The organism is Arthrobacter sp. SLBN-83, assembly GCF_006715285.1.
In the GTDB taxonomy this organism is placed as follows: domain Bacteria; phylum Actinomycetota; class Actinomycetes; order Actinomycetales; family Micrococcaceae; genus Arthrobacter.
The window spans coordinates 3,802,526-3,824,803 of record NZ_VFMX01000001.1; the positions used below are offsets into that span (position 1 = coordinate 3,802,526).

A 22,278-nucleotide genomic window follows, 5' to 3' on the forward strand; every position below is an offset into this window, starting at 1 on the left:
CCGCCCTCAGGGAACATCGTATGCCGCGGCCAGCAGCTTCACCGCTTCGGCGAAGCTGGCGCCTTGGGATTTTGCGACGGCGGCATACGCGGCCGCGGCGTCGGAGAGGCCTCCCAGCCGCTCATCACGGGCACAAACCACGGTGCCGTTGCGGCCACGGGTGGCGACGACGCCGGCCGCCTCCAGCTCCTTGTAGGCCCTGGCCACCGTGTGGGGGGCGACGTCGAGTTGTTCCGCGAGGGCCCGCACCGCGGGGAGCCTGGTGCCGGGCGCCAGTGCACCGCTGTCCGCCAGGTGGATGACCTGCAGCCGAAGCTGCTCGAAGAGCGCTACGCTGCTGGCCTGGTTGGGCCGCCAGGACCCGGGAAAGTCGGCAGCAGCTTTCACAGGCCGCCCTCCAAGGCGCCGGCCTTGCCGTCGCGTTCTGCAAACTGGGCATTGTACAGCCTGGCGTAGTAGCTGGTGGCGGCAAGGAGGCTTGCATGCGTGCCCTGCTCGACGATGCGTCCGTGGTCCATGACGAGAATTAGATCAGCGTTACGGATGGTGGACAAACGGTGGGCGATCACGAAGCTTGTCCGTCCGTGGCGGAGCCGCTGCATCGCCTGGCGGATGAGCAACTCAGTCCTGGAGTCCACCGAACTGGTTGCTTCGTCAAGGACCAGAACGGAGCGCCCGGCGAGCTGGGCCCTGGCGATGGTGAGGAGTTGCCGCTGGCCCTGGCTAAGTGGCTCCCCGCCGTTTTCCAGGACTGTGTCGTAGCCGTGCGGCAGGGACCTGATGAAGCGGTCGGCATGGGTGGCCTCTGCGGCGGCCACAATGGCGGCATCCGGGGCGTCGGGCCGGCCGTAGGCGATGTTGTCGCGGATGGTGCCCGCGAAAAGCCAGGAATCCTGCAGCACCACGCCAAACCGGGAACGAAGGTGGTCCCGGGGGATGTCCGCGATGTTTGTTCCGCCCATGGTGATCCGGCCGGACGTGGGCTCCAGGAACCGCATCAGCAGATTCACCACGGTGCTCTTGCCTGCGCCGGTGTGTCCCACGATTGCCACCGACTGACCCGGTTCCACCGTGAAGGTGAGGTTGCGGACCGCGGGGACGGAGCCGGGGTAGCCAAACGTGACGTCCTGGAAAACGATGGGGCCTCCGGCCGGGGCAATGGAAGGCCGCCCATCCTGCTCCTGCAGGGTTGGCTCATGGGGATCCTCACGTGCATCCAGGAGGACGAAAACCCTGCCCGCGGACGCCGCGCAGGACTGCATGACATTGAGGAGCCCCCCGATCTGGCCCACCGGCTGGGTGAACAACCGGCTGAACTGGATGAAGGCCTGGACGCCCCCGATGGTCATGGCTCCCGCGATGACCTGCAGGGCTCCCACCACTGCAACCGCTATGTAGTTGAGGTTGGACATCAGCACCATCAGCGGCTGGACCACCCCCGCCGAGTACTGGGCTTTGGCAGCTGCCCGTGCCAGGCGCCCGTTGCTGTGGCGGAAGACCTCCTCCGCATGTCCCTGCCGGCCGAAAGCCTTGATGACCTCGTGCCCGCTGACGAATTCCTCCACGTGGGCGTTGAGTTCGCCGGTCTCCTTCCACTGCACGGCGAAGTGCTCCTGCGACCGGCGGGCCACCAGGAAAGTGATCCAGGTGGAGATGGGAACGGTGGCAACGGCAATGGCTGCAAGCAGCGGCGAGATCCACAGCATCATGGCCAAAGAACCGAACAGCATCAGCACCGACACGATGAGCTGGGTCAGGACCTGGTTGAGGGCCTGCGCGATGTTGTCGATGTCGTTGGTGGCCCGGCTGAGGACGTCACCCCGGGATCGTTCCCGGAAGTAGGTGGAGGGAAGGCGGTAAAGTTTGTCCTCGACCGAGGCGCGCAGGCCGTACATGAGGCCCTGCACGGCGCGGGCTGTCAGCGCGCCCTGCACCCAGTTAAACAGGGAGGCGAAGACGTACATCGTGGCCACGGCGGCCAGCAGGATTCCGAGGCGCTGGTCCAGGGCGCCTTCGAAGATGCCCTCTACCACCACATCGGTGGCATCACCCAGGTACTTTGGGGCGGCAACGTTGAGCCCCGCGAACGCGCAGGTAGCCGCCACTGCCCCCAGCATGTGCAGCCGGAAGGGGCGCAGGAGTCCCAGGAGCCTGCCGGCAGTCGGCCAAAACCCCTGCTCCGCTTCCCCGCCTTCCTCCGCGGCCGTCACAGCGTGCCGTCCAACGCAAGCTGGGACTCGGCAATCTCCCGGTAGGTGGCTGAGGTTTCCAGCAGCTCCTGGTGCGTCCCCTGCGCCACGAGCCCACCGTCGTCGAGCACCAATATGAGCTCTGCGTCCTCCACGGCGGAAATCCGCTCAGCAACCAGGATGGTGGTTGCAGCGGCGAGCTGCTGGTCCAGGGCCTGCCGCAGCCTGGTGTCCGTGTCGTAGTCCAACGCCGAAAAGCTGTCATCGAAGAGATAGAGGGGCGCCTTGCGCAGCAGGGCCCTGGCAATGCAGAGCCTTTGCCGCTGCCCGCCCGACAGGCTGGCGCCGCCCTGGCCAACAGGGGTGGCAAGCCCCAGCGGGAGGTCACGCATGAAGCGCATAGTCTGTGCTGCCTCGAGGGCGGCCCACAGTTCCTCGTCCGCTGCGTCCGGGGCGCCCATCCTTAGGTTCTCGGCGATGGTTCCGGTGAACAGGTGGGAGTGCTGGGGCACGATGGCCATGGCGGCGCGGAGCTGGTCCAGGGGCAGGTTCCGGATGTCCTGGCCGGCCAGCATGATCCGCCCCTCGGTGGGGTCAAGGAACCGCGGAACCAGATTGAGCAGGGTGGTCTTGCCGCTGCCCGTGGAGCCAACAATCGCGGTGGTGGTACCGGGAACGGCGGTAAAACTGATGCCGGCCAGCACGGGGGCTTCTGCGCCCGGATAGGAAAAGCCAACGTCCTGGAACGTCAGCGCCGCCGGCCGGGCCGGGTCCAGACGGGGGTGGTCCAAACGGGGGCGGTCCAAACCGGGGTGCGGCTGCGCCGCACTGCTGACGGACGGCTCGGTGACGAGGACCGCCTGGATCCGTTCGGCGCAGACGGCGGCGCGGGGCGCCGTCATGAGGACGTACATCGACATCATGATCGCGAGCAGGATCTGCATGATGTAGGCGATGAACGCGGTGAGCGCCCCGAGGTTCATCAGTCCGGCCTGGATACGGTGTCCGCCGAACCAAACGACCGCGACCGAACTGATATTGACCACCAGCATGATCATCGGCAGCATCCCGGCCACCAGGAGCGCCGACTGCAGGTTGTTGGCCGTCAGGCCCGCGTTGGTCGCCGCGAACCGCCGCGCTTCGTGGCCCTGCCGGACAAAGGCGCGGATGACGTCCACGCCAATGATCTGCTCGCGGAGGATGCCGCCGGACCGGTCCAGCAGGTCCTGGCCTTCCCGGTAGAGCGGGATCAGCCGGCGGACGATCAGGTACATAATCAGCAGGAGCAGGGGCACGATGACAATCACCACCACGGAGAGCGCCACGTCCTGCTGCACGGCAAGTACGATCCCTCCGATGCCCATGGCCGGACCGGCGAAGAGCATCGTGAAGACCAGCACTGCAAATGCCTGGACCTGTTGGACATCGTTCGTTGCGCGGGTGGTCAGGCTTTGGGTTCCGAACAGGGCCACGTCCTGCGAGGACAGCGACTGGATCCTGGTGAACACCTCCGCCCGCAGGCGGTGCCCGATCCTCATGGCCACCACGGCGCCGAGGTAGCCCGCGGCAACGGCCGAGGCGGCCTGCACCACGGCGATAACGGCCATGAGCACTCCGAGCCGCGAGATCACCTCAGGCCTTCCGGCGACGATGCCGTCATCGATGATGGCTGCGTTCACCGTTGGCAGCAGCAGGTTCGCCGCCGCCTGGACCAACTGAAGGAAGACGATGGCGCCGACCTGCGCGTATTGGCCCGCAAGCTGCCGCTTCATGAGTCCGACCAGCAAAATACCCCCTGTATGTGCGTTTGGCCGAAGTGGGGGCCAGCGGCTTGACCCCTAAACCACAGACGCCATTGTAAGCCACATCACTTTTCATCACTGTCACGGCGTGTGACAGTGTTGAAAACTATCAGCCCGCAGCCTTGCGCCCTACTGCGAAGATCCGGCGGAAGGGGAAGACCGTGCCGTGCGCGCCTTGGGGATAGGCGTCCCGCAGGGCGGCGGCGTACTCGGATTCGAAGCGCATGGCGTCGTCCTCGCTGAGGGCGGCCATGACCGGGCGGAGCGCGGTGCCCCTGACCCAAGCCAGCACCGGGTCCTGGCCATGCAGCACCTGCTGGTAGCTGGTTTCCCATGCATCCGCCGCGAAGCCGGCGTCGAGCAGGATGCCCAGGTAGTCTCCGGGCTCCCCCACTGTTTCCCCGCCCCGCAGCACCCCGTCCAGCTTCGGCGCCCATAGTTCCGACGCTGCCAGTTCCCGCATCAGGGCGTGCGACGGTGCGTTGAAGTTCCCCGGCACCTGCATGGCAAACCAGGCGCCTGGCCGGAGGGCTTCGAGCCACTTCCGCATGAGGTCCTGGTGGCCCGGGACCCACTGCAGGGCGGCGTTGCTCACCACGACGTCGGTCCCGGGACCGGGCATCCAGTCGGCAATGTCCGCCTGCTCAAATGCCAGGGCGGGAATCTTCGCCGCCAGCGGGGCGGCCTTTGCCAGCATCTCCGCGGACGAGTCCAGGCCAACCACACGCGCGTCCGGCCAGCGTTCGGCCAGGGTTGCCGTGAGGTTCCCGGGCCCGCACCCAAGGTCCACCACGTGCGCCGGCCCCTCCGCATGGATCCGGGCTGTGAGGTCGAAGAACGGCCTGTTCCGGTAGTCGCCAAACTCGGCATACTTTGCGGGGTCCCATTTCATGAATATCTCCAGATTCTGACGCGCACACGGGCAAGCCGTAGCCTAACCCGGCAGGAGCGCCCGGTCCCTCCGCAACGTGGCACTAAGGTTGAACTCAATGAAACTCGTTGACCAGCTGAGCGATCTGTCCACCCCCAGGCAAGCCGACCCCGTCGACCCCGACGCCCTTTACACCCGGTTTGTGGAGTGGACGGAGAGCCGCGGGCTGTCACTGTACCCGGCGCAGGACGAGGCCATCATGGAGCTCGCAACCGGCGCCAACGTCATCCTGGCGACGCCCACCGGGTCCGGGAAGTCGCTGGTGGCCATCGCGGCGCACTTCCAAGCCATGGCCCAGGGCCGGCGAAGCTACTACACGGCACCCATCAAAGCTTTGGTATCCGAAAAGTTCTTCGCCCTTTGCGACATTTTCGGCGCAGAGAACGTAGGCATGATCACCGGCGACTCCGGGGTCAACCAGGACGCGCCCATCATCTGCTGCACGGCAGAGATCCTGGCAAACATCGCGCTGCGGGAAGGCCCGGCGGCGGAACTGGGCGCCGTAATTATGGACGAGTTCCACTTCTACTCCGACCCCCAGCGCGGCTGGGCCTGGCAGGTCCCCCTCCTGGAGCTGCCGCAGGCACAGTTCCTGCTCATGTCCGCCACCCTGGGCGACGTGACCCGGTTCGAGGAGGGGCTGACCGCGTTGACCGGCCGCGCCACCACCACGGTGAGCTCGGCGGAGCGGCCCATTCCGCTGCATTACTACTACCACCAGACTCCCGTCCACGAGACCCTGGAGGAGCTGCTGTCCACCAAGCAGGTGCCTGTCTACGTGGTGCACTTCAGCCAGCTCGAAGCGATCGACCGCGCCCAGAACCTGATGAGCATCAACGTGTGCACCAGGGAGGAAAAGGACAAGATCGCGGAGCTGATCGCCAACTTCCGGTTTGCGGCTGGGTTCGGGAAGACGCTGAACAGGCTGGTGCGCCACGGAATCGGCGTGCACCACGCCGGCATGTTGCCCAAGTACCGCCGGTTGGTGGAGCAGCTGGCACAGGCGGGACTGCTGAAGGTGATTTGCGGTACGGACACGCTGGGCGTGGGCATCAACGTGCCGATCCGGACGGTGCTGCTCACGGCCTTGAGCAAGTACGACGGCGTCCGCACGCGGCTGCTTAACTCACGCGAGTTCCATCAGATTGCGGGGCGGGCCGGCCGCGCTGGCTACGACACCGCCGGGACGGTGGTGGTGCAGGCGCCCGAGCACGTGATCGAGAACGTCAAGGCGATGGCCAAGGCCACCGCCAAGTTCGGCGACGACCAGAAGAAGCTCCGCCAGGTGGTGAAGAAGAAACCGCCGGAGGGTTTCGTGTCCTGGGGCGAACCGACCTTCAACCGGCTGGTGGAGTCTGTCCCGGACCCGTTGACGTCGAGTTTCACGGTGACGCACGCCATGCTTATGAACCTGATGGAACGGCCCGGCGACCCGTTCGCGGCGGCCCGGCGTCTGCTCACCGAGAACCACGAGCCGCGCCCCAACCAGCTGCGGCTGATGAAGAAGGCGCTGGGCATCTACCGGGAACTGCTGGCCGCCGAGGTCATCGAGCGGATTCCGCCGGAGGAACAGGGTCCCGACGGCCGGACTGTCCGGCTGACCGTCCACCTGCAGCCGAACTTCGCCCTGAACCAGCCGCTCTCCCCCTTTGCACTTGCCGCACTTGACCTGCTCGATCCGGAGTCGCCGTCGTACGCCCTGGACGTGGTGTCCGTGATCGAGGCGACCCTGGAGAAACCCCGCCAGATCCTCTCCGCACAGCAAAAGAAGGCCCGCGGCGAAGCTGTGGCCGCCATGAAAGCCGACGGCATCGACTACGACCAGCGAATGGCCATGCTGGATGAGGTGACCTACCCCCAGCCGTTGGCGGAGATCCTGGGTGAGGCGTTCGAGGTGTATCGGAAAGCCGCGCCGTGGGTGGGCGACTTTGAGCTGGCACCCAAGTCGGTGGTCCGCGACATGTACGAACGGGCCATGAACTTCGGCGAATTCGTCCAGTTCTACGGCCTGGCGCGCTCTGAAGGCATCGTACTGCGGTACCTCGCCGACGCCTTCAAGGCGCTGCGCCAGACCGTTCCGCAGGACATGCTCCGGGAGGACCTGGCGGACCTGACCGCATGGCTGGGCGAGCTGGTGCGGCAGGTGGATTCCAGTCTTCTGGACGAGTGGGAGGAACTGGCCTCCGGCGCCGCTCCGACGCCGCACGACGCACCGCCGCCCCCGCCGCCCTCCCTCACCTCCAACATCCGCGCCTTCCGGGTGATGGTGCGCAATGAGATGTTCCGCCGCGTGGAGTTGTTCGCCGACGAGGACTCCGCGGCTCTGGGCGAGCTCGACGGCGGCTCCGGCTGGGGTGCCGACCGCTGGGAGGACGCGCTGGACGACTACTTCGACGAACACGACGACATTGGGACGGGTCCCGACGCCCGCGGCCCCGGCCTGCTGATGATCACCGAGGAACCCGGGACCTGGAAAGTTCGCCAGATCTTCGACGATCCGGCGGGCAACCACGACTGGGGAATCTCGGCCGAGGTGGACCTGGCGGAGTCCGATGCGACCGGAACGGCCATGGTCAGAGTGACGGAGGTAAACCGCCTCTGACGGGGGCTACTTGCGCTCCCGCGGGCTCTCCACGGTCCTGCGGTGGCCGTGCCGGTGCCGGCGGTAAGCTCGAACCATGAGTGTAATCCGCCCCGCAACCCGGCATGACGTCCCCGCCATCCTCCGCATGATCCACGAACTGGCTCATTACGAAAAGGAACCCGACGCTGTCCGGAACACGCCCGAGCTGCTGGACCAGGCGCTCTTTGGCGACAACCCCCGCGTGTTCGCTGCCATGGCTGAAGATGACGCGGGGGACGTGCAGGGCTTCGCACTGTGGTCCCTGAACTACTCCACCTGGGAGGGCGTGCACGGGATCTACCTGGAGGACCTGTACGTCAGCCCGGAAGCGCGCGGCGATGGGCACGGCAAGGCGCTGCTGCAGCACCTTGCCGCGATCGCCGTCGAGAACGGCTACGCCCGGGTGGACTGGAGCGTGCTGGACTGGAACGAACCGTCCATCAATTTCTACCGCCGCCTCGGAGCCCGGCCCATGGACGGCTGGTCCACCTTCCGGCTCACCGGCGAGGCGCTGGATATGTTCGGCCGGACAGCCTCCCTCCCGGCTCCCGCCCGTGGTTGACGTGCGGCGGGGCCCTGCCGCAGCGGTCCGGCACGAGGTCAGGGCCAGGCACGAATTTCGCGGCATGCGCACCGTGGAGCACTACTTCACGGTCCCGCTGGACCATTCGGAGCCTTCCGGCGAGTCCATCACCGTTTTCGCACGCGAGTATGTCTCCGCGGCACACAGCGAGGAGGCGGCCGGCGCGCTGCCGTGGCTCCTGTTCCTGCAGGGCGGCCCCGGCGGACGCGGGAACAGGTGGGGTTCCCTGGGCGGCTGGAGCAAGGCCGCGGCGCAGGACTTCCGGATCCTGATGCTGGACCAGCGTGGCACCGGACTCTCCACTCCCCTCGACCGCACCACCCTGCCCGGCCGTGGAACCGCATCCGCGCAGGCCGCCTACCTGGAACATTTCCGGGCAGACTCAATCGTGGCGGACGCGGAGCTGATCCGCACGGCCCTTGGTTCCGGCCCCTGGACCATCTACGGGCAAAGCTACGGCGGCTTTTGCGCCCTGACGTACCTGTCCTTCGCACCGGAGGGACTGCGTGAAGTGCTCATCACCGGCGGCCTTGCGCCGCTCACCGGCAGCGCGGACGGCGTGTACCGGGCCACCTACCAGCGCGTGGCGGCACGGAACGAGGAGTACTTCGGCTGGTATCCGGAGGACCGCGATACGGTGGAGCGGATTGCCCGCCACCTGCGCTCAACAACCGAGTTAATGCCCGACGGCGGCCCCCTGACCGTGGAACGGTTCCAGATGGCAGGGGCATTCCTGGGCGGCAACACCCGGGTGGACAGCCTCCACTACCTGCTGGAAGACGCCTTCGTGGAGACCGCCGGCGGCCCAAGGCTTTCGGACACGTTCCTGGAGCAGCTCCAGGGTGTCGTTTCCCGCCGCTCCAACCCGCTTTATGCCCTGATGCACGAATCCATCTACGGCCAAGGGCAGGCCACCAATTGGTCCGCCTGGCGGATGCTCGCCGAGAACCCGTGGTTCAGGCCGGACGCCGAACCGCTGCTGCTGACCGGCGAGATGGTCTACCCGTGGTACTTCGAGCAGGACCCGGCCCTCCAGCCGTTGCGGGAGGTCGCGGAGCTGCTGGCCTGCAAGCAGGATTGGCAACCGCTCTACGATTCCCAAATGCTTGCCGGCAACACCGTCCCCGTCGCGGCGGCAGTGTACTCGGACGACATCTACGTGGACCGGGACCTCTCCCTGCGCACCGCGGCAGCAGTGCACGGCCTGCAGGTCTGGGAGACCGCCGACTTCCATCACGACGGAATTGCAGATGACGGTGAGAGGATCTTCGCCCGCCTGCTGGGAATGGCCCGGTCAAGCGGCCGCTGACTGCCGGTGCGACGTCCGGGTGACGACGGCGGCGGCCAGGACAGCGGCGCCGATGGTTCCGCCCAGGAGGTTCAGGCCCAGGTAGCCGGCGTAGCCCAGGACCAGTCCGGACAACGCGCCGCCCAGCGCTCCCGCGGCGCCCATCAGCATGTCGGAGACGCCCTGCACCGCCACCTTGGCGTCCCGCCCGACGCTGTCAGCCAGCAGCGTGGACCCAGAGATGGTGGCTGCAGACCAGCCCACCCCCAACAGGACCAGCCCGATGGCTACGGCGGCGGTTGAGGACTGCCCGAATCCGGCAATCGCGACCGCGGCCACCAGCACCGTGAAGCCGATCATGATGGTTTCGATCCGGCCTGCCCTGTCTGTCAGCCAGCCCATGACCGGGGAGAGCGCGAACATCCCGGCAATGTGCAGCGAAATGGTGAAGCCGATGATGACCAGCACGTCACCCTCGGCATGTCCACTATGCGGACCGGGCGCCTCCACGAGGTGCTGCAGGTGCAGCGGAGTCATGGACATCACACCCACCATCACGGCATGGGCGGCGACGATTCCGGTCACGGCCAGCAGCGCCGTCCGCGAACTGCGGATGGCCCGTAGCCCACGGCCAAGGGAGCCTCCGACGGCTGGTGGCGCGGCGGGGACGCCCCGCCCGGAGAGATCAGACGCAGGGCCGCCGGTGTGCAGGGCCTCGAGGTGGTCCGTGACGACGTTCTTGCCGGCAGCTGCAAGTTCGCGTGCCAGCAGCAGCGGGTCGGGGCGAAGGCCGGCGAACACGAGCACGGTGGCCGTCAGGAGCCCGGCCGCGGAGATCACGAAGGGTCCTGCGATGGGCGGCAGGCCCAGTGCGGTTCCCACGGCCGTACCGGGCTGGATGAGATTGGGCCCGGCAACGGCGCCGACGGTGACCGCCCAGACGACCGTGGAAAGCGCCCGGCCACGATGCTCGGAGGCAGCGAGATCGACGGCGGCAAACCTGGCCTGCAAGCTCGCGGCCGTTCCCACGCCGATGCCTGCCGCTCCCAGGACCAGCAGGACGAAGGAACCGGATATCACTGCCAGGACCATGAGCACCGCGCCCGCCAAGGCAGCGGACAGGCCGGCCACCTGACCCATGCGGCGGCCACGCCGTTCGGCCAGGGATGCCAGCGGCAGCGCTGCGGCTGCCGCCCCGAGGGTAATGACGGTGGCAACGGATCCCGCCCATGCACTGGACCCCGAGAGTTCGACGGCCAGGATGGAGCCGATGGACACGGTTGAACCCGTCCCGAGTCCACCGAACACCTGGGCCGCGCTCAAGAGCACAATGGTGCGCTGCTGCACTTGGCGCGCGCCCCGATCCGTCACAAGTGTGCGGGCCATGTTCCGAGCATAGACCCGTGCCGGAGTGCTCTGTAGGGGGTTTGGGTCGCCGTTTCCACCAATGTTTAAAACGGGTAGTCCCGGCCGCGCAGGCGGCCGGGACTACCGTGATTGCGTCGCGCGGCGCGGGCCTATTCGGCGTCGCTGTGGCTCTTGCGGGCGTCTTCTTCAAGCCGGGGGTCAACTTCGGCAACCTGCGCCTTGGAGCTGAGCAGGCTCGCCGCCACGGCAATAATGATGGTGCCCACAATGACGGCAAGCGATACGAAGGTGGGGATCTCCGGCGCCCACTCGATGTGGTGCCCACCGTTGATGAACGGCAGTTCGTTGACATGCATGGCGTGCAGGACCAGCTTGACGCCGATGAATGCAAGGATGACGGACAGCGCGTGCTTGAGGTAGATCAGCCGGTTCATCAGGCCGCCGAGGAGGAAGTACAGCTGCCGCAGGCCCATCAACGCAAAGAGGTTGGCGGTGAAGACGATGAAGGGGCTCTGGGTCAGGCCGAAGATTGCCGGGATGGAGTCCACGGCAAACAGCAGGTCCGTCAGGCCGATCGTAATGAAGACGATCACCATTGGAGTGAACACCTTCTTGCCGTTGACCACCGTCCGCAGCTTGCCGCCGTCGAACTTCTCCGACATGGGAATGACCTTGCGGATCTTGGCAATCAGCGGATTTTCACGGTCTTCTTCCTCTTCGCCCTCGTCCTGGGCCTGCTTCCACGCCGTCCAGAGCAGGAAGGCGCCGAAGATGTAGAACACCCAGCTGAACTGGTTGATGACCACGGCACCCAGCAGGATGAAGATGCCGCGCAGGATGAGCGCGATGATGATGCCCACCATCAGCACTTCCTGTTGGTATTTCCGGGGCACGGAGAACCTGGCCATGATGATGATGAACACGAAAAGGTTATCGATGCTGAGGCTGTACTCCGTGACCCAGCCGGCAACGAACTGGCTGCCGAACTCGGGGCCGGTGAAAGCGAACATGGCGCCGGCGAAGGCCAGGGCCAACGTGACGTAGAAGGCCACCCACAATCCGGCCTCCTTCATGGACGGCTCGTGCGGCCGCCGCACCACCAGGAGGAGATCGATCAGGAGAATCAGGCCGAGGACGGCAAATGAGCCAACCTCGAACCATACAGGCAAGTCGAGCACAGGGCAGCCTTTCGCAGGGTACACAAAAATGGTGTAAGTCTCTCCGGCCTGCCCGTGCACTTGGTGCTGATGTGGCGGCCCGCTACGCCCGGCGGGGCAACTGTGCCCTGCGTGTTGACGATCGTAGCGCTTGGGATACTCCCCTACGTGCCTTTAACTGTACCCCAGCACGTACTGGCCGGATGCCCCCGGCGAGCGGCCTCAAGCGGTTCGGATAACGGTTTCCCGCAAACTATTGACCCACCCTGCGGGGCTTGTAATAATCGTCCGCAGTGAGAAAACGCTTTCTCACTTCGACCTAGTATTCGTCCAGAAAGTCAAGGTTGGTCAATGAAGACTCCGCTTCGCACTGGCATGGTGGCCAAGGCCCTCGCCACCGCAGCCACGGTGGCACTGCTCGCTACCGGCTGCTCCCCCGCTTCATCCAGCGACAGCGGCGGCAACGTCACCGTCCGCTTCACATGGTGGGGCAACGACCTGCGGAACAAAGAGACGCAGCAGGTCATCGATGCCTTCCAGGCCTCGCACCCCAACATCAAGATCCAGGCCGAGCCAGGCGTCTGGAGCAGCTACTGGGACAAACTGGCCACCACCACCGCCGCCAACGATTCCCCCGACGTGATCCAGATGGACCAGGCCTACATCGCTGAGTACGGCGGCCGCGGAGCACTGCTGGACCTGTCGAAGCAGGGCAACATCGACACCTCCAAGATTGACCAGGACGCCCTGAAGTCCGGCCAGGTGGACGGCAAGCAGTACGGCTTGAGCACGGGCCAGAACGCCAAGGCCGTGATGATCAACACCAGGATGTTCCAGGACTACGGGGTGCCCATCCCGGACGACAAGACCTGGACCTGGGACGACTACACCAAAACGGCCGCCCAGATCGCTGCCGCGGCAACCAAAGCCGGCCAGACCAACTACGGCAGTTCCTACTCACTCACCGACTCCGACCTCAACACGTGGGCCATGCAGCACGGCGAGTCGCTGTACTCCGCGGACGGCGGCCTCGGCTTCAAGGAAGGCACCGCCACGTCCTTCTTCGAGAACGTGCTGAACCTGCGCAACAAGGGAGCGGCCGCTCCTGCCAACATCGCAACGGAGGACATCAGCGCTCCGGTCGAGCAAACTCTCTTTGCCACCGGCAAGACCGCCATGTCGTGGTGGTGGACCAACCAGGTCAATGCGCTCCAGTCCGCACTGAAGAGTGAGGTAAAGATCCTGCGCGCGCCCAGCTCCACCGGCAGCGCCAAGGACAATGGCATGTCCTACAAGCCGTCCATGTTCTGGTCCGTTTCCTCGCGCAGCAAGCATCCGAAGGAAGCCTCCGAGGTGGTCAACTACCTGCTCAACAACCTGGACGCGGCCAAGACCATCCTGACGGAGCGCGGCTTCCCCACCAACTCCGAGGTCCAGACAGCGATCGACCCGCAGCTGACGCCCGCTGACAAGGCAGCCGCGGCGTTCCTCAAGGACATCAAGCCGGATCTGAAGGGCGTTCCTCCCGTACCTCCCACCGGTTCCTCCGGGGTGCAGGCACTGATCCAGCGGTACAGCAGCGACGTCCTTTTTGACCGCAGGTCACCTTCGGACGCGGCCAAGGGCCTCATGCAGGAAGCAAAGGACATGATCGACTCGGCCAGGAAGAAGTAGGCCCCCGGGACCGGCTCAGACAGCGAAAACGGCGGGCATCCCCTGGCGGGGTGCCCGCCGTTTCCGGTGAAGCAGTTGCCCAGAAACCACGCCGCAGCTGGAGGGCGATCCCGGGCCTAGGCGTGCCCTGCGGCCTGCATCTGGCGCAACTCCTTCTTCAGTTCGCTGACCTCGTCGCGGATCCGGGCCGCCACCTCAAACTGCAGGTCGGCAGCCGCTCCGTGCATTTGTTCCGTCAGCTGCGCGATCAGGCCCACCAGGTCCTCGGCCGGAGCCGCAGCCAGGCCGTCCGCCCGGACGATGGCCGCACCCTTCTTGGCCCCCTTCGCACCCGGCTTGGTTGCCCCGGTGATACCGCGCTTGCCCTTGCCGTAGTCGAAGCTGTTCAACAGCGCATCGGTGTCGGCGTCTTCCTTGGCCAGTTGGTCAGTGATGTCGGCGATCTTCTTCCGCAGCGGCTGCGGGTCCACGCCGTGTTCCTTGTTGTAGGCCACCTGGATGGCCCGCCGCCGGTTGGTCTCGTCGATGGCGTTGGCCATGGAGTCGGTAATGCGGTCCGCGTACATATGCACCTCGCCGGACACGTTGCGGGCGGCGCGCCCGATGGTCTGAATGAGCGACGTGGATGACCGCAGGAAGCCTTCCTTGTCCGCATCCAGGATGCTGACCAGGGATACCTCTGGAAGGTCGAGTCCTTCACGAAGCAGGTTGATGCCCACCAGGACGTCAAAGGACCCCATGCGGAGTTCGCGCAGCAGCTCCACGCGCCGCAAGGTATCCACATCCGAGTGCAGGTATTCCACCTTGACGCCGTGGCCCAGCAGGTAGTCCGTGAGGTCCTCGGCCATACGTTTGGTCAGGGTGGTCACCAGGACCCGCTCGTCCTTCTCCACCCTCGTCTTGATTTCACCGAGCAGGTCATCGATCTGGCCCTTGGTGGGCTTGACCACTATCTCCGGATCAACAAGCCCGGTGGGCCGGATGATCTGCTGGACGAACCCGTCTGCCTTGCCCAACTCGTATTTACCGGGCGTGGCCGAAAGGTAGACCGTCTGGCCCACCCGTTCCAGGAACTCGTCCCACTTCAGCGGCCGGTTGTCCATGGCCGACGGCAGCCGGAACCCGAAGTCCACCAGGTTCCGCTTCCGCGACATGTCGCCTTCGTACATGGCCCCGATCTGGGGAATGGTCACGTGTGACTCGTCCACCACCAGCAGGAAGTCGTCCGGGAAGTAGTCCAGCAGGCAATGGGGGGCGGTGCCCGGCCCGCGCCCGTCAATATGGGACGAATAGTTCTCGATGCCGTTGCAGAAGCCCATCTGCTGCATCATTTCGAGGTCGTACGTGGTGCGCATGCGCAGCCGTTGTGCTTCCACCAGCTTGTTCTGGCTTTCCAGCACCTTCAGCCGGTCGGCCAGTTCATCCTCGATGCGCTTGATGGCCCGCGCCATCCGCTCCGGTCCGGCCACGTAGTGCGACGCCGGGAACACGTACATCTCCTCTTCGTCGCGGATAACCTCGCCCGTGAGCGGGTGAAGGGTGTGGATGTTCTCTATCTCGTCGCCAAAGAACTCGATCCGGATGGCCAGTTCCTCATACATGGGAATGATTTCCACGGTATCGCCGCGGACCCGGAACGTTCCACGGTGGAAGTCCATGTCGTTGCGGGAGTACTGCATGGAGACGAATTTCCGGAGGAGGTCGTCCCGGTTCATCTCGGCGCCCTTTCGCAGGGTAACCATTCCGGCGATGTATTCCTCCGGGGTACCCAGGCCGTAGATGCAGGAGACAGTGGCCACCACAACCACATCGCGGCGGGTCAGCAGCGCGTTGGTGGCCGAGTGCCGGAGCCGTTCGACTTCCTCGTTGATGGAGGAGTCCTTCTCGATGAAGGTGTCCGTCTGGGCCACGTAGGCCTCGGGCTGGTAGTAGTCATAGTAGGAGACGAAGTATTCCACCGCGTTGTTGGGCAGGAGTTCGCGGAACTCGTTGGCCAGCTGCGCGGCGAGGGTCTTGTTCTGCACCATCACCAGGGTGGGGCGCTGCACCTGCTCGATCAGCCAGGCAGTGGTGGCGCTCTTACCGGTACCCGTGGCGCCCAGCAGCACCACGTCCTTCTCGCCGTTGTTGATGCGCTCCGTCAGCTCCGCGATGGCGGCCGGCTGATCGCCCGCAGGCTGGAATTCGCTGATGACTTCGAAGGGCGCTACAACACGGTTGACTTCCTGCGCAAGGCTCATGGTTCTAATTTACAACCGGGCACTGACAGTGGACTGCCACGTCCGTTACCGGCGAACAACCGCCCGTGCGCGGCCCGGCGTCAGGACGCGTACGACGGCGGTTCCCACCCGGTTGCCTCAGCCCACGCGGACATCCGCGGCCAGGCTTCGTCCGTGAACCAGGGTTCCTTGGCGTCGGCGTAGGCCCTGGTGGTGGGCGAACCGGCGTACCGTGCTGCCAGGTCCGCCTTGTGCTCGGCGTAGAGCTTCAGCGCGGAGGGGTCGTTCCGCAGCCAGTCCCGGAACATCAGGGCGTAACGCCAGCCTGCCGAACCGGCCGCACGGACATGGACGTTGACGGCACGGCATGGGTCAGCGTTGGCGTGGAAGCGCTTCAACCATGCCGACCGGTCAGGATCGCCGGGCTTCGGGGTGTCGGCCTCCACTCCCCGGACGGCTGGAAAGCCTGCCGCAGCAAGCAGCGGGGCAAGCCTTTCCGCAGCTTCGAGATCCGGCACTGCCACCTGCAGGTCGATGACATCCTTGGCGGCCAGGCCGGGCACTGAGGTGGATCCGATATGGTCCACCGCCAGGATGAGGTCCGGCGCGGCCGCAGCAATCCGCGCTGCAATCCTGCCTGCCTCCTGCGCCCACCCTGCGCGGTGCGGCTCCAACACCGCTCCCCCTCGCCGCGGTGCGCGTTTCCCTTCTGCCAGGTAGTGGGCGAACGGCAGCAGGCGCCCGTCCCAGAGCCCGTCCACCTGGTCCAGCAGCTGCTGCACGGTTCCTGAGTTGTCAAGGACGGCGTCGGCGGCGGCCAGCCGTTCCTCCCTGGTGGCCTGGGCGGCCATGCGGGACAGCGCGGCCTCCGCGGTCATTCCCCGCAACTCCTGCATGCGGTGCAGCCGCACATCGTCGGGGGCGTCCACTACGACGACCAGGTGGAAGGCAGCGCCCTGCCCGGTCTCCACCAGAAGGGGAATGTCCTGGACTACCACCGCGTCAGCGGCGGCGGCCGCCGTGATGGCCGCCGCACGGGCACGCACCAGGGGATGGACGATGGCGTTCAACGCAGCCAGCCGTTCCGGGTTGCCGAACACCGCCTCGCCGAGCCGGGGCCGGTTGAGCCGTCCCTCGCCGTCGAGCATCCCTGCGCCAAACTCCGCGACGATGCGCTCCAGGCCCTCGGTCCCGGGCTCAACCACCTCACGGGCCAGGGCATCCGCGTCCACCAACACTGCGCCGCGTTCCTTCAAACGCGCAGCCACCACCGATTTCCCAGAGGCGATTCCGCCTGTCAATCCGATCTTCAGCACCCTCCCACCCTAGGGCACGCCTTCCGGACCCCCGGGGGCCCCGCCTCCCCCGCCTGCGATTACGCTTGTCCCTCGGCGCGGATTCTGATTCCCTGGAGCATCCGCCGGGACATGATGAAGCTTGCCACCTGCACGGCTTCGACCATGCAGACTGTCCACCATCGACGGTAGGCATACCGCTCCCGCACCAGCAGCCGGGTGGTGCCGTCGGGCAGCGGCCGCAGCACGAAGGCCCAGGTGAAGTCGAACGGCCCCGGAGGTGAGTCGGGTGGAACGCGGAAGACCAGGGCGCTTCCAGTGTCAACGCGGGCCACCTGCAGGTCCGAGGACGCCGCGGGGGCCAGATGGACATGGTCCCCCGCCTGGATGTCCTGCCACTCGTGGTGGATCCGGTCGGTGCTGTGGATGTCGAGGCCCAGGAGGTTCTCCAGGAAGTCGTAACTGTAGAAACCGCCCCGGCCCTGGCCCATTTGTGCCAGCCAGGGCCATACAGCCTCGGCCGGTGCCCTGACGGTGACCGCACGTGTGGCCTGCAGGTGGGGGTTGGGCAGGAATTCGTCGCCGGGAAGGGTGCCGACGGTCTCGGCGTCAGTTGCACCCCAGCGCAGGTAGTGCCTCCGGAACCAGGCAGCCGATGCCGCCGCCCCTGCCAGCGCCGCTGCCGGGGCGGCAAGCTGCCGGAATTTTCGTGACATGGGTCGATTTTCCAGGCGGCCGCCTGCGCTGTCATGGGCCGTTAGCCCCAACGTGCTTCTCCACTAGACTGAAGCGGTGTTGAACCCGGCGGACCCACCACAGGACACGGACAGCCGGGCCACTACCTACACCACCCTGGCAGCGGGGCCGGACTACCGGCACGAGCTCGAGGTCAAGCGTTCCAGGTTCATCACCGTGCTCCGCCGGACCGGCACCGAGGACGAAGCCCGCGACCTGGTGGCAGGCCTGCGCCGCGAGTTCCATGATGCCCGCCACCATTGCTCCGCGTTTGTCATTGGCCCCGACCGGACTGTCCAGCGGTCCAGCGATGACGGCGAACCTGCGGGTACCGCCGGCACCCCCATGCTCGAAGCCCTCCTGAAGAGGGAAACCGCTCCCGGGGTGACGGACCTCAGCGACGTCAGTGCCGTCGTCGTGCGTTACTTTGGCGGGGTCCTGCTCGGGGCAGGCGGGCTGGTGCGGGCATACTCTGAATCAGTTTCGGCGTCCCTGGAGCGTGCACCGCTGGTCAGGCGCAGCCGGCGGCGCATTTGTTCCACTGCAGTGCCGCACGCAGCAGCAGGGCGGCTCGAAAATGAACTGCGGGCCGCCGGCATGGTCATGGCGCACACTACCTACCAGGACCGGCATACCGTGCTGCGGGTTGCCGTGTCCGACGACGCTGACGCCATCGCTGCCGCGTCCGACCGCATCCTGCAGCTCACGGCAGGGTCGGCCACGCTGACTCCCGGCGGAACGGAATGGGTGGATGAACCCCTCGGCTGACGTGACCCTCGTGGACATTGACCGGGAAATGGCGGACCAACTGCTCGAGCTGGCCAAGCGTGACGCCTCGCCCGATGAGGTGGCGCCACCGCTGGGCGGCCCCGGCTGGAACCTCGAGCGGACCGCCTGGTTCTTCAGCTACCATCGCGCTGCGGCCGGCGGACTGGACGGCCCCGCGGCGGAAAAGTCCTGGGCTGTCTTCAGCGGCGGCCACATTGCCGGTGCCGTGCGCCTCAAGCGCGACCCTGAGGCCGGCATCCCGTCGGCGGAAACCGGCATCTGGCTTGGCCGCAGCTTCCGTTCCCGGGGTGTCGGCAGCGCCGCCCTGGACCTGGTGCTGGCGGAAGCCCGGCGGGCGGGCCTGAAACGCGTCACTGCCCGCACCCTCGTGGGAAACAAGGGCGCGCAGCGGCTGTTGGCGGCCGCCGGGGCGGAACTGACGCACGATGACGGCACTGTCCTGGCCGTCGTCGAGCTCTAGCGCCGGCACGCCGGAAATACCTTGCGGGGTGACTGACGCATTTCCTGCAGTGCCCAGCGCCTTAAACCAACAGACCCCCTGCCTTGTGGGCAGGGGGTCTGTCGCTGTCAGCCCGGAAGTCCGGGCCGGCGGCAATTAGTTGCCGGTCAGCTTCTCACGCAGGGCAGCAAGTGCCTCGTCCGAGGCCAGGGTGCCGGCACCGGAATCGGTGGCAGCAGGCTCGGAGGAGTAGCTGGTAGCGCCGGAATCGCTGTCACCGGACGTTGCAGCTGCAGCGTCGTCGGCAGCGTGCTGGGCAACCTGCTTCTTGTGTGCTTCCCAACGGGCCTGGGCGTCAGCGTACTGCTGCTCCCAAGCTGCGCGCTGGTTCTCGTAGCCCTCGAGCCATTCGTTGGACTCGGGGTCGAAGCCCTCGGGGTACTTGTAGTTGCCCTCTTCGTCGTACTCTGCGGCCATGCCGTACAGGGCGGGATCGAATTCGGTGCTGTCGGCGTCGACGCCCTCGTTGGCCTGCTTGAGGGACAGCGAGATGCGGCGGCGTTCCAGGTCGATGTCGATGACCTTGACGAACAGTTCGTCGCCAACGGAGACAACCTGCTCGGCCAGTTCGACGTGGCGCACGGCGAGTTCGGAGATGTGGACCAGGCCTTCGATGCCGTCTTCGACGCGGACGAACGCACCGAACGGAACCAGCTTGGTGACCTTACCCGGAACAACCTGGCCCAGGGCGTGGGTGCGGGCGAAGGTCTGCCACGGATCTTCCTGCGTAGCCTTGAGCGACAGGGAGACGCGCTCGCGGTCCAGGTCGACCTCGAGGACCTCGACGGTGACTTCCTGGCCAACTTCGACAACCTCGGACGGGTGGTCGATGTGCTTCCAGGACAGCTCGGAAACGTGAACCAGGCCGTCTACGCCGCCCAGGTCCACGAAGGCACCGAAGTTGACGATGGAGGAAACGACGCCGGGACGGACCTGGCCCTTTTCCAGCTTGTTGAGGAAGGTGGAGCGGACCTCGGACTGGGTCTGCTCGAGCCATGCACGGCGGGACAGGACCACGTTGTTGCGGTTCTTGTCCAGTTCGATGATCTTGGCTTCGATCTGCTGGCCGATGTACGGAGCCAGGTCGCGCACGCGGCGCATCTCGACCAGGGATGCGGGCAGGAAGCCGCGCAGGCCGATGTCGAGGATAAGACCACCCTTGACAACCTCGATGACGGTACCGGTGACGACGCCGTCTTCTTCCTTGACCTTCTCGATGTCGCCCCAGGCACGCTCGTACTGAGCACGCTTCTTGGAGAGGATCAGACGGCCTTCTTTGTCTTCCTTGGTGAGCACCAGGGCTTCGACCTGATCGCCAACGGAGACAACGTCCCCAGGGTCAACGTCGTGCTTGATGGACAGCTCGCGGGAGGGGATGACACCTTCGGTCTTGTAACCGATGTCGAGCAGGACTTCATCGCGGTCGACCTTGACGACGGTACCTTCGACGAGATCTCCGTCGTTGAAGTACTTGATGGTGGCGTCGACAGCTGCGAGGAAGTCCTCAGCGGTACCGATGTCGTTAATGGCGACCTGCGGGGTACCGGGCTTCTCGGTGGAGGTGATGGTCATGTAGTAGGGGCTCCGTTGTGGATAGTTAGTCGGTCAGGCAAAACCAGCGCGCCCGCGTCATGGAACGCAGGCGCGATTCGCGGTGAATCCGAACGGATCCTCCGGGTCATCCTGATTTGTGGATTGCTTTTCAATGCCGCCCCTGGGGAGCAGCAAGTGCGTGCACGTGGTACACGCCCGTTTATTCTAGTCGCTGCCGGCAACGCGGGTCAAAGCGGGAGCGAGGCAGGGGCGGGCGCCTAGAAGTGCGTCAGGCAGTGCGTGGGCCGCTCCACCGCGAACATCTGCTGCGCTTTGAAGGCTGCACCCGAAGTTGCCTCGCAGACCGCGCCTGCCGCCTTCAGGGTGACGGGGCTGATCCCGCCGAGGTAGATGGAGGACAGTGCCGAGACGTCCAGTCTCAGGTCGGCTTTCCCCGCTGATACGCGTTCGACGACGCCCTGGCCGCCTTGGACGTTGAGGGCAAAGGTTCCAGCGGTGAGGCCAAGCGGGTCCGCCACCTCGAGGACCAGCCGTCCGTCCGCAGGGTAGTGCCGGGCGGCCAGCGCCTGCGGGACGTCCAGGATGCGGAGCCAAAGCATGTCGCGGCTGTCCGACGCGTCGATGCAGCGCGGGTCCGCCAGCGCCCAGGCCAGGGGATCATCCACGGGGGCCTCGTTCCAGGACACCCGTTCCACGAGGTCGATGGCCGCGAGGTACTGCCAAAGTTCGAGGTAGGCGTGGTCGGTTGCGGCAACCAGGTCAACCACCTCCACCGTGGCGGGCGTGGTGTCCCAGCCGGCGAACTTGTAGGAGACGTAGCCGTCCACGCCGCCGTCCGCGCCGTAGTGCAGCGCCGCCTTGATGGCCGGGTCCTCCTTGCCATCACGGCCCAGCGTCCCCGATGCCAGGAGCCGGTACCACTCCTGGCGCCCGAGGGAGCCCGGGGTGTGGCGATGAACGCGGTCGAAGACTTTGGGGGCAACGTCGAGCAGGACTTTGGGGTCCGCCACCTCCACGGTCCCCGTAGCCTGGTGGTGCAGGTTGAACCGGGCCGTGGTGTCCACCTTCACAGTCCGCTCCAGGCTGGCCACGCCGTAACCGAAGCGCCCGTAAATGCTTCCCTCGGAGGCGGTCAGGGCGGCCACCGCGATGCCGTCATCCTTGGCTGCCTGCAGGTCCCCGGTCATCATGCGGCGCAGCAGGCCGCGCCGGCGGTGCGAGGTCCGCACGGTGACCGCCGTGACCATCTGGGCCTCGAGCATCCTGCCAAAACCGATGTTGAGGGTTTTCCGCAACGTCCCGAAGGTGGCCACGGGCACCTCGGCCGGGAGCGAGTGCTGCGCCGGCGTTCCGGTCTGGTAGGCGCCGGTAAAAATCCTGCCATCGGCCTCGTAGGTGGCCATGGACTGCGCCACGTGCTCGGGGGTGCGGGTGGAATCGTGGAAACCGAAACCTACCGCCCTCCCCCAGGCCTCGGCTTCGGCGTACCCGTCCTTGCCTTTGGAAACAGCAGGAAAGCGCCGGATTTCATAGTTTCCGCTCAGATCACCCATTTACCCGAGCCTAGCCAAT

At 66.0% G+C, this 22,278-nt stretch carries 17 protein-coding genes; 6 read left to right on the plus strand and 11 right to left on the minus strand.

Annotated features, from left to right (window positions below):
* Positions 1-6: 6 nt before the first annotated feature.
* The 4 genes from FBY30_RS17840 to FBY30_RS17855 all read right to left on the minus strand — a co-directional run bounded on the left by FBY30_RS17840 (position 7) and on the right by FBY30_RS17855 (position 4,883).
* Positions 7-387 carry a GntR family transcriptional regulator gene (locus FBY30_RS17840; RefSeq protein ID WP_142133923.1) on the minus strand — a complete coding sequence of 127 codons (381 nt, stop codon included), beginning with the start codon at positions 385-387 and terminating at the stop codon, positions 7-9.
* Entirely contained in the window at positions 384-2,210 is a 1,827-nt protein-coding gene (locus FBY30_RS17845) for an ABC transporter ATP-binding protein (RefSeq protein WP_442858288.1), read from the minus strand. Before FBY30_RS17845 ends, FBY30_RS17840 begins: the two co-directional genes overlap by 4 nt.
* Positions 2,207-3,961: an ABC transporter ATP-binding protein gene (locus tag FBY30_RS17850; protein ID WP_235009482.1), complete on the minus strand. Its 1,755-nt coding sequence runs from the start codon at positions 3,959-3,961 to the stop codon at positions 2,207-2,209. The genes FBY30_RS17845 and FBY30_RS17850 overlap by 4 nt, the downstream gene beginning before the upstream one ends.
* A 139-nt stretch (positions 3,962-4,100) precedes the next feature.
* Positions 4,101-4,883, minus strand: a complete 783-nt coding sequence (locus FBY30_RS17855) for a trans-aconitate 2-methyltransferase (protein WP_142133925.1) — start codon at positions 4,881-4,883, stop codon at positions 4,101-4,103.
* A gap of 97 nt (positions 4,884-4,980) precedes the next feature.
* On the opposite strand from FBY30_RS17855, the gene FBY30_RS17860 reads away from it, so the two are divergent.
* From FBY30_RS17860 to FBY30_RS17870, 3 genes are all read left to right on the plus strand, one after another.
* Entirely contained in the window at positions 4,981-7,524 is a 2,544-nt protein-coding gene (locus tag FBY30_RS17860) for a DEAD/DEAH box helicase (protein ID WP_142133926.1), read from the plus strand.
* 76 nt (positions 7,525-7,600) lie between these two features.
* Positions 7,601-8,107 carry a GNAT family N-acetyltransferase gene (locus FBY30_RS17865; protein ID WP_142133927.1) on the plus strand — a complete coding sequence of 169 codons (507 nt, stop codon included), beginning with the start codon at positions 7,601-7,603 and terminating at the stop codon, positions 8,105-8,107.
* A 64-nt stretch (positions 8,108-8,171) separates the two neighbouring features.
* Positions 8,172-9,437 carry an alpha/beta fold hydrolase gene (locus tag FBY30_RS17870; RefSeq protein WP_142133928.1) on the plus strand — a complete coding sequence of 422 codons (1,266 nt, stop codon included), beginning with the start codon at positions 8,172-8,174 and terminating at the stop codon, positions 9,435-9,437.
* On the opposite strand, the gene FBY30_RS17875 is transcribed toward FBY30_RS17870, so the two are convergent.
* Both FBY30_RS17875 and FBY30_RS17880 read right to left on the minus strand, forming a co-directional pair.
* On the minus strand, positions 9,423-10,802 hold the full coding sequence (locus FBY30_RS17875) for an MFS transporter (RefSeq protein WP_142133929.1): 1,380 nt from the start codon (positions 10,800-10,802) through the stop codon (positions 9,423-9,425). The genes FBY30_RS17870 and FBY30_RS17875 overlap by 15 nt on opposite strands.
* A 131-nt stretch (positions 10,803-10,933) precedes the next feature.
* Entirely contained in the window at positions 10,934-11,962 is a 1,029-nt protein-coding gene (locus FBY30_RS17880) for a TerC family protein (RefSeq protein WP_142133930.1), read from the minus strand.
* A 330-nt stretch (positions 11,963-12,292) separates the two neighbouring features.
* On the opposite strand from FBY30_RS17880, the gene FBY30_RS17885 reads away from it, so the two are divergent.
* Positions 12,293-13,615, plus strand: a complete 1,323-nt coding sequence (locus FBY30_RS17885; RefSeq protein WP_235009483.1) for an ABC transporter substrate-binding protein — start codon at positions 12,293-12,295, stop codon at positions 13,613-13,615.
* 116 nt (positions 13,616-13,731) lie between these two features.
* Here FBY30_RS17885 and uvrB read toward each other — a convergent pair whose 3' ends face one another.
* From uvrB to FBY30_RS17900, 3 genes are all read right to left on the minus strand, one after another.
* Complete coding sequence (uvrB, locus tag FBY30_RS17890) at positions 13,732-15,855, minus strand: excinuclease ABC subunit UvrB (protein WP_142133931.1); 2,124 nt, start codon at positions 15,853-15,855, stop codon at positions 13,732-13,734.
* 80 nt (positions 15,856-15,935) lie between these two features.
* Positions 15,936-17,150, minus strand: coding sequence for a dephospho-CoA kinase (coaE, locus tag FBY30_RS17895; protein ID WP_142133932.1), 1,215 nt, complete (start codon positions 17,148-17,150; stop codon positions 15,936-15,938).
* 59 nt (positions 17,151-17,209) lie between these two features.
* Complete coding sequence (locus FBY30_RS17900) at positions 17,210-17,845, minus strand: SRPBCC family protein (RefSeq protein ID WP_142133933.1); 636 nt, start codon at positions 17,843-17,845, stop codon at positions 17,210-17,212.
* Between the two features lie 76 nt (positions 17,846-17,921).
* Here FBY30_RS17900 and FBY30_RS17905 point away from each other — a divergent pair, with 76 nt between their 5' ends.
* Both FBY30_RS17905 and FBY30_RS17910 read left to right on the plus strand, forming a co-directional pair.
* Positions 17,922-18,632 (plus strand): IMPACT family protein, encoded by a 711-nt coding sequence (locus tag FBY30_RS17905; RefSeq protein WP_235009484.1) that lies wholly within the window; start codon positions 17,922-17,924, stop codon positions 18,630-18,632.
* On the plus strand, positions 18,616-19,113 hold the full coding sequence (locus tag FBY30_RS17910; RefSeq protein ID WP_142133934.1) for a GNAT family N-acetyltransferase: 498 nt from the start codon (positions 18,616-18,618) through the stop codon (positions 19,111-19,113). Before FBY30_RS17905 ends, FBY30_RS17910 begins: the two co-directional genes overlap by 17 nt.
* Before the next feature lie 135 nt (positions 19,114-19,248).
* On the opposite strand, the gene rpsA is transcribed toward FBY30_RS17910, so the two are convergent.
* Together rpsA and FBY30_RS17920 are read right to left on the minus strand one after the other, a co-directional pair.
* Positions 19,249-20,724 carry a 30S ribosomal protein S1 gene (rpsA, locus tag FBY30_RS17915; protein WP_142133935.1) on the minus strand — a complete coding sequence of 492 codons (1,476 nt, stop codon included), beginning with the start codon at positions 20,722-20,724 and terminating at the stop codon, positions 19,249-19,251.
* 239 nt (positions 20,725-20,963) lie between these two features.
* Positions 20,964-22,259 (minus strand): GNAT family N-acetyltransferase, encoded by a 1,296-nt coding sequence (locus FBY30_RS17920; protein WP_142133936.1) that lies wholly within the window; start codon positions 22,257-22,259, stop codon positions 20,964-20,966.
* Positions 22,260-22,278 lie beyond the last annotated feature (19 nt).

Excerpts from the sequence above, each read along its gene's own strand:
- FBY30_RS17875 (WP_142133929.1), bottom strand. The coding sequence starts at position 10,802 with ATGGCCCGCACACTTGTGACGGATCGGGGCGCGCGCCAAGTGCAGCAG.
- FBY30_RS17910 (WP_142133934.1), top strand. The coding sequence starts at position 18,616 with ATGAACCCCTCGGCTGACGTGACCCTCGTGGACATTGACCGGGAAATG.
- FBY30_RS17850 (WP_235009482.1), bottom strand. The coding sequence starts at position 3,961 with ATGAAGCGGCAGCTTGCGGGCCAATACGCGCAGGTCGGCGCCATCGTC.
- FBY30_RS17865 (WP_142133927.1), top strand. The coding sequence starts at position 7,601 with ATGAGTGTAATCCGCCCCGCAACCCGGCATGACGTCCCCGCCATCCTC.
- FBY30_RS17900 (WP_142133933.1), bottom strand. The coding sequence starts at position 17,845 with ATGTCACGAAAATTCCGGCAGCTTGCCGCCCCGGCAGCGGCGCTGGCA.
- FBY30_RS17870 (WP_142133928.1), top strand. The coding sequence starts at position 8,172 with ATGCGCACCGTGGAGCACTACTTCACGGTCCCGCTGGACCATTCGGAG.
- FBY30_RS17920 (WP_142133936.1), bottom strand. The coding sequence starts at position 22,259 with ATGGGTGATCTGAGCGGAAACTATGAAATCCGGCGCTTTCCTGCTGTT.
- FBY30_RS17855 (WP_142133925.1), bottom strand. The coding sequence starts at position 4,883 with ATGAAATGGGACCCCGCAAAGTATGCCGAGTTTGGCGACTACCGGAAC.
- FBY30_RS17885 (WP_235009483.1), top strand. The coding sequence starts at position 12,293 with ATGAAGACTCCGCTTCGCACTGGCATGGTGGCCAAGGCCCTCGCCACC.
- uvrB (WP_142133931.1), bottom strand. The coding sequence starts at position 15,855 with ATGAGCCTTGCGCAGGAAGTCAACCGTGTTGTAGCGCCCTTCGAAGTC.
- FBY30_RS17860 (WP_142133926.1), top strand. The coding sequence starts at position 4,981 with ATGAAACTCGTTGACCAGCTGAGCGATCTGTCCACCCCCAGGCAAGCC.
- rpsA (WP_142133935.1), bottom strand. The coding sequence starts at position 20,724 with ATGACCATCACCTCCACCGAGAAGCCCGGTACCCCGCAGGTCGCCATT.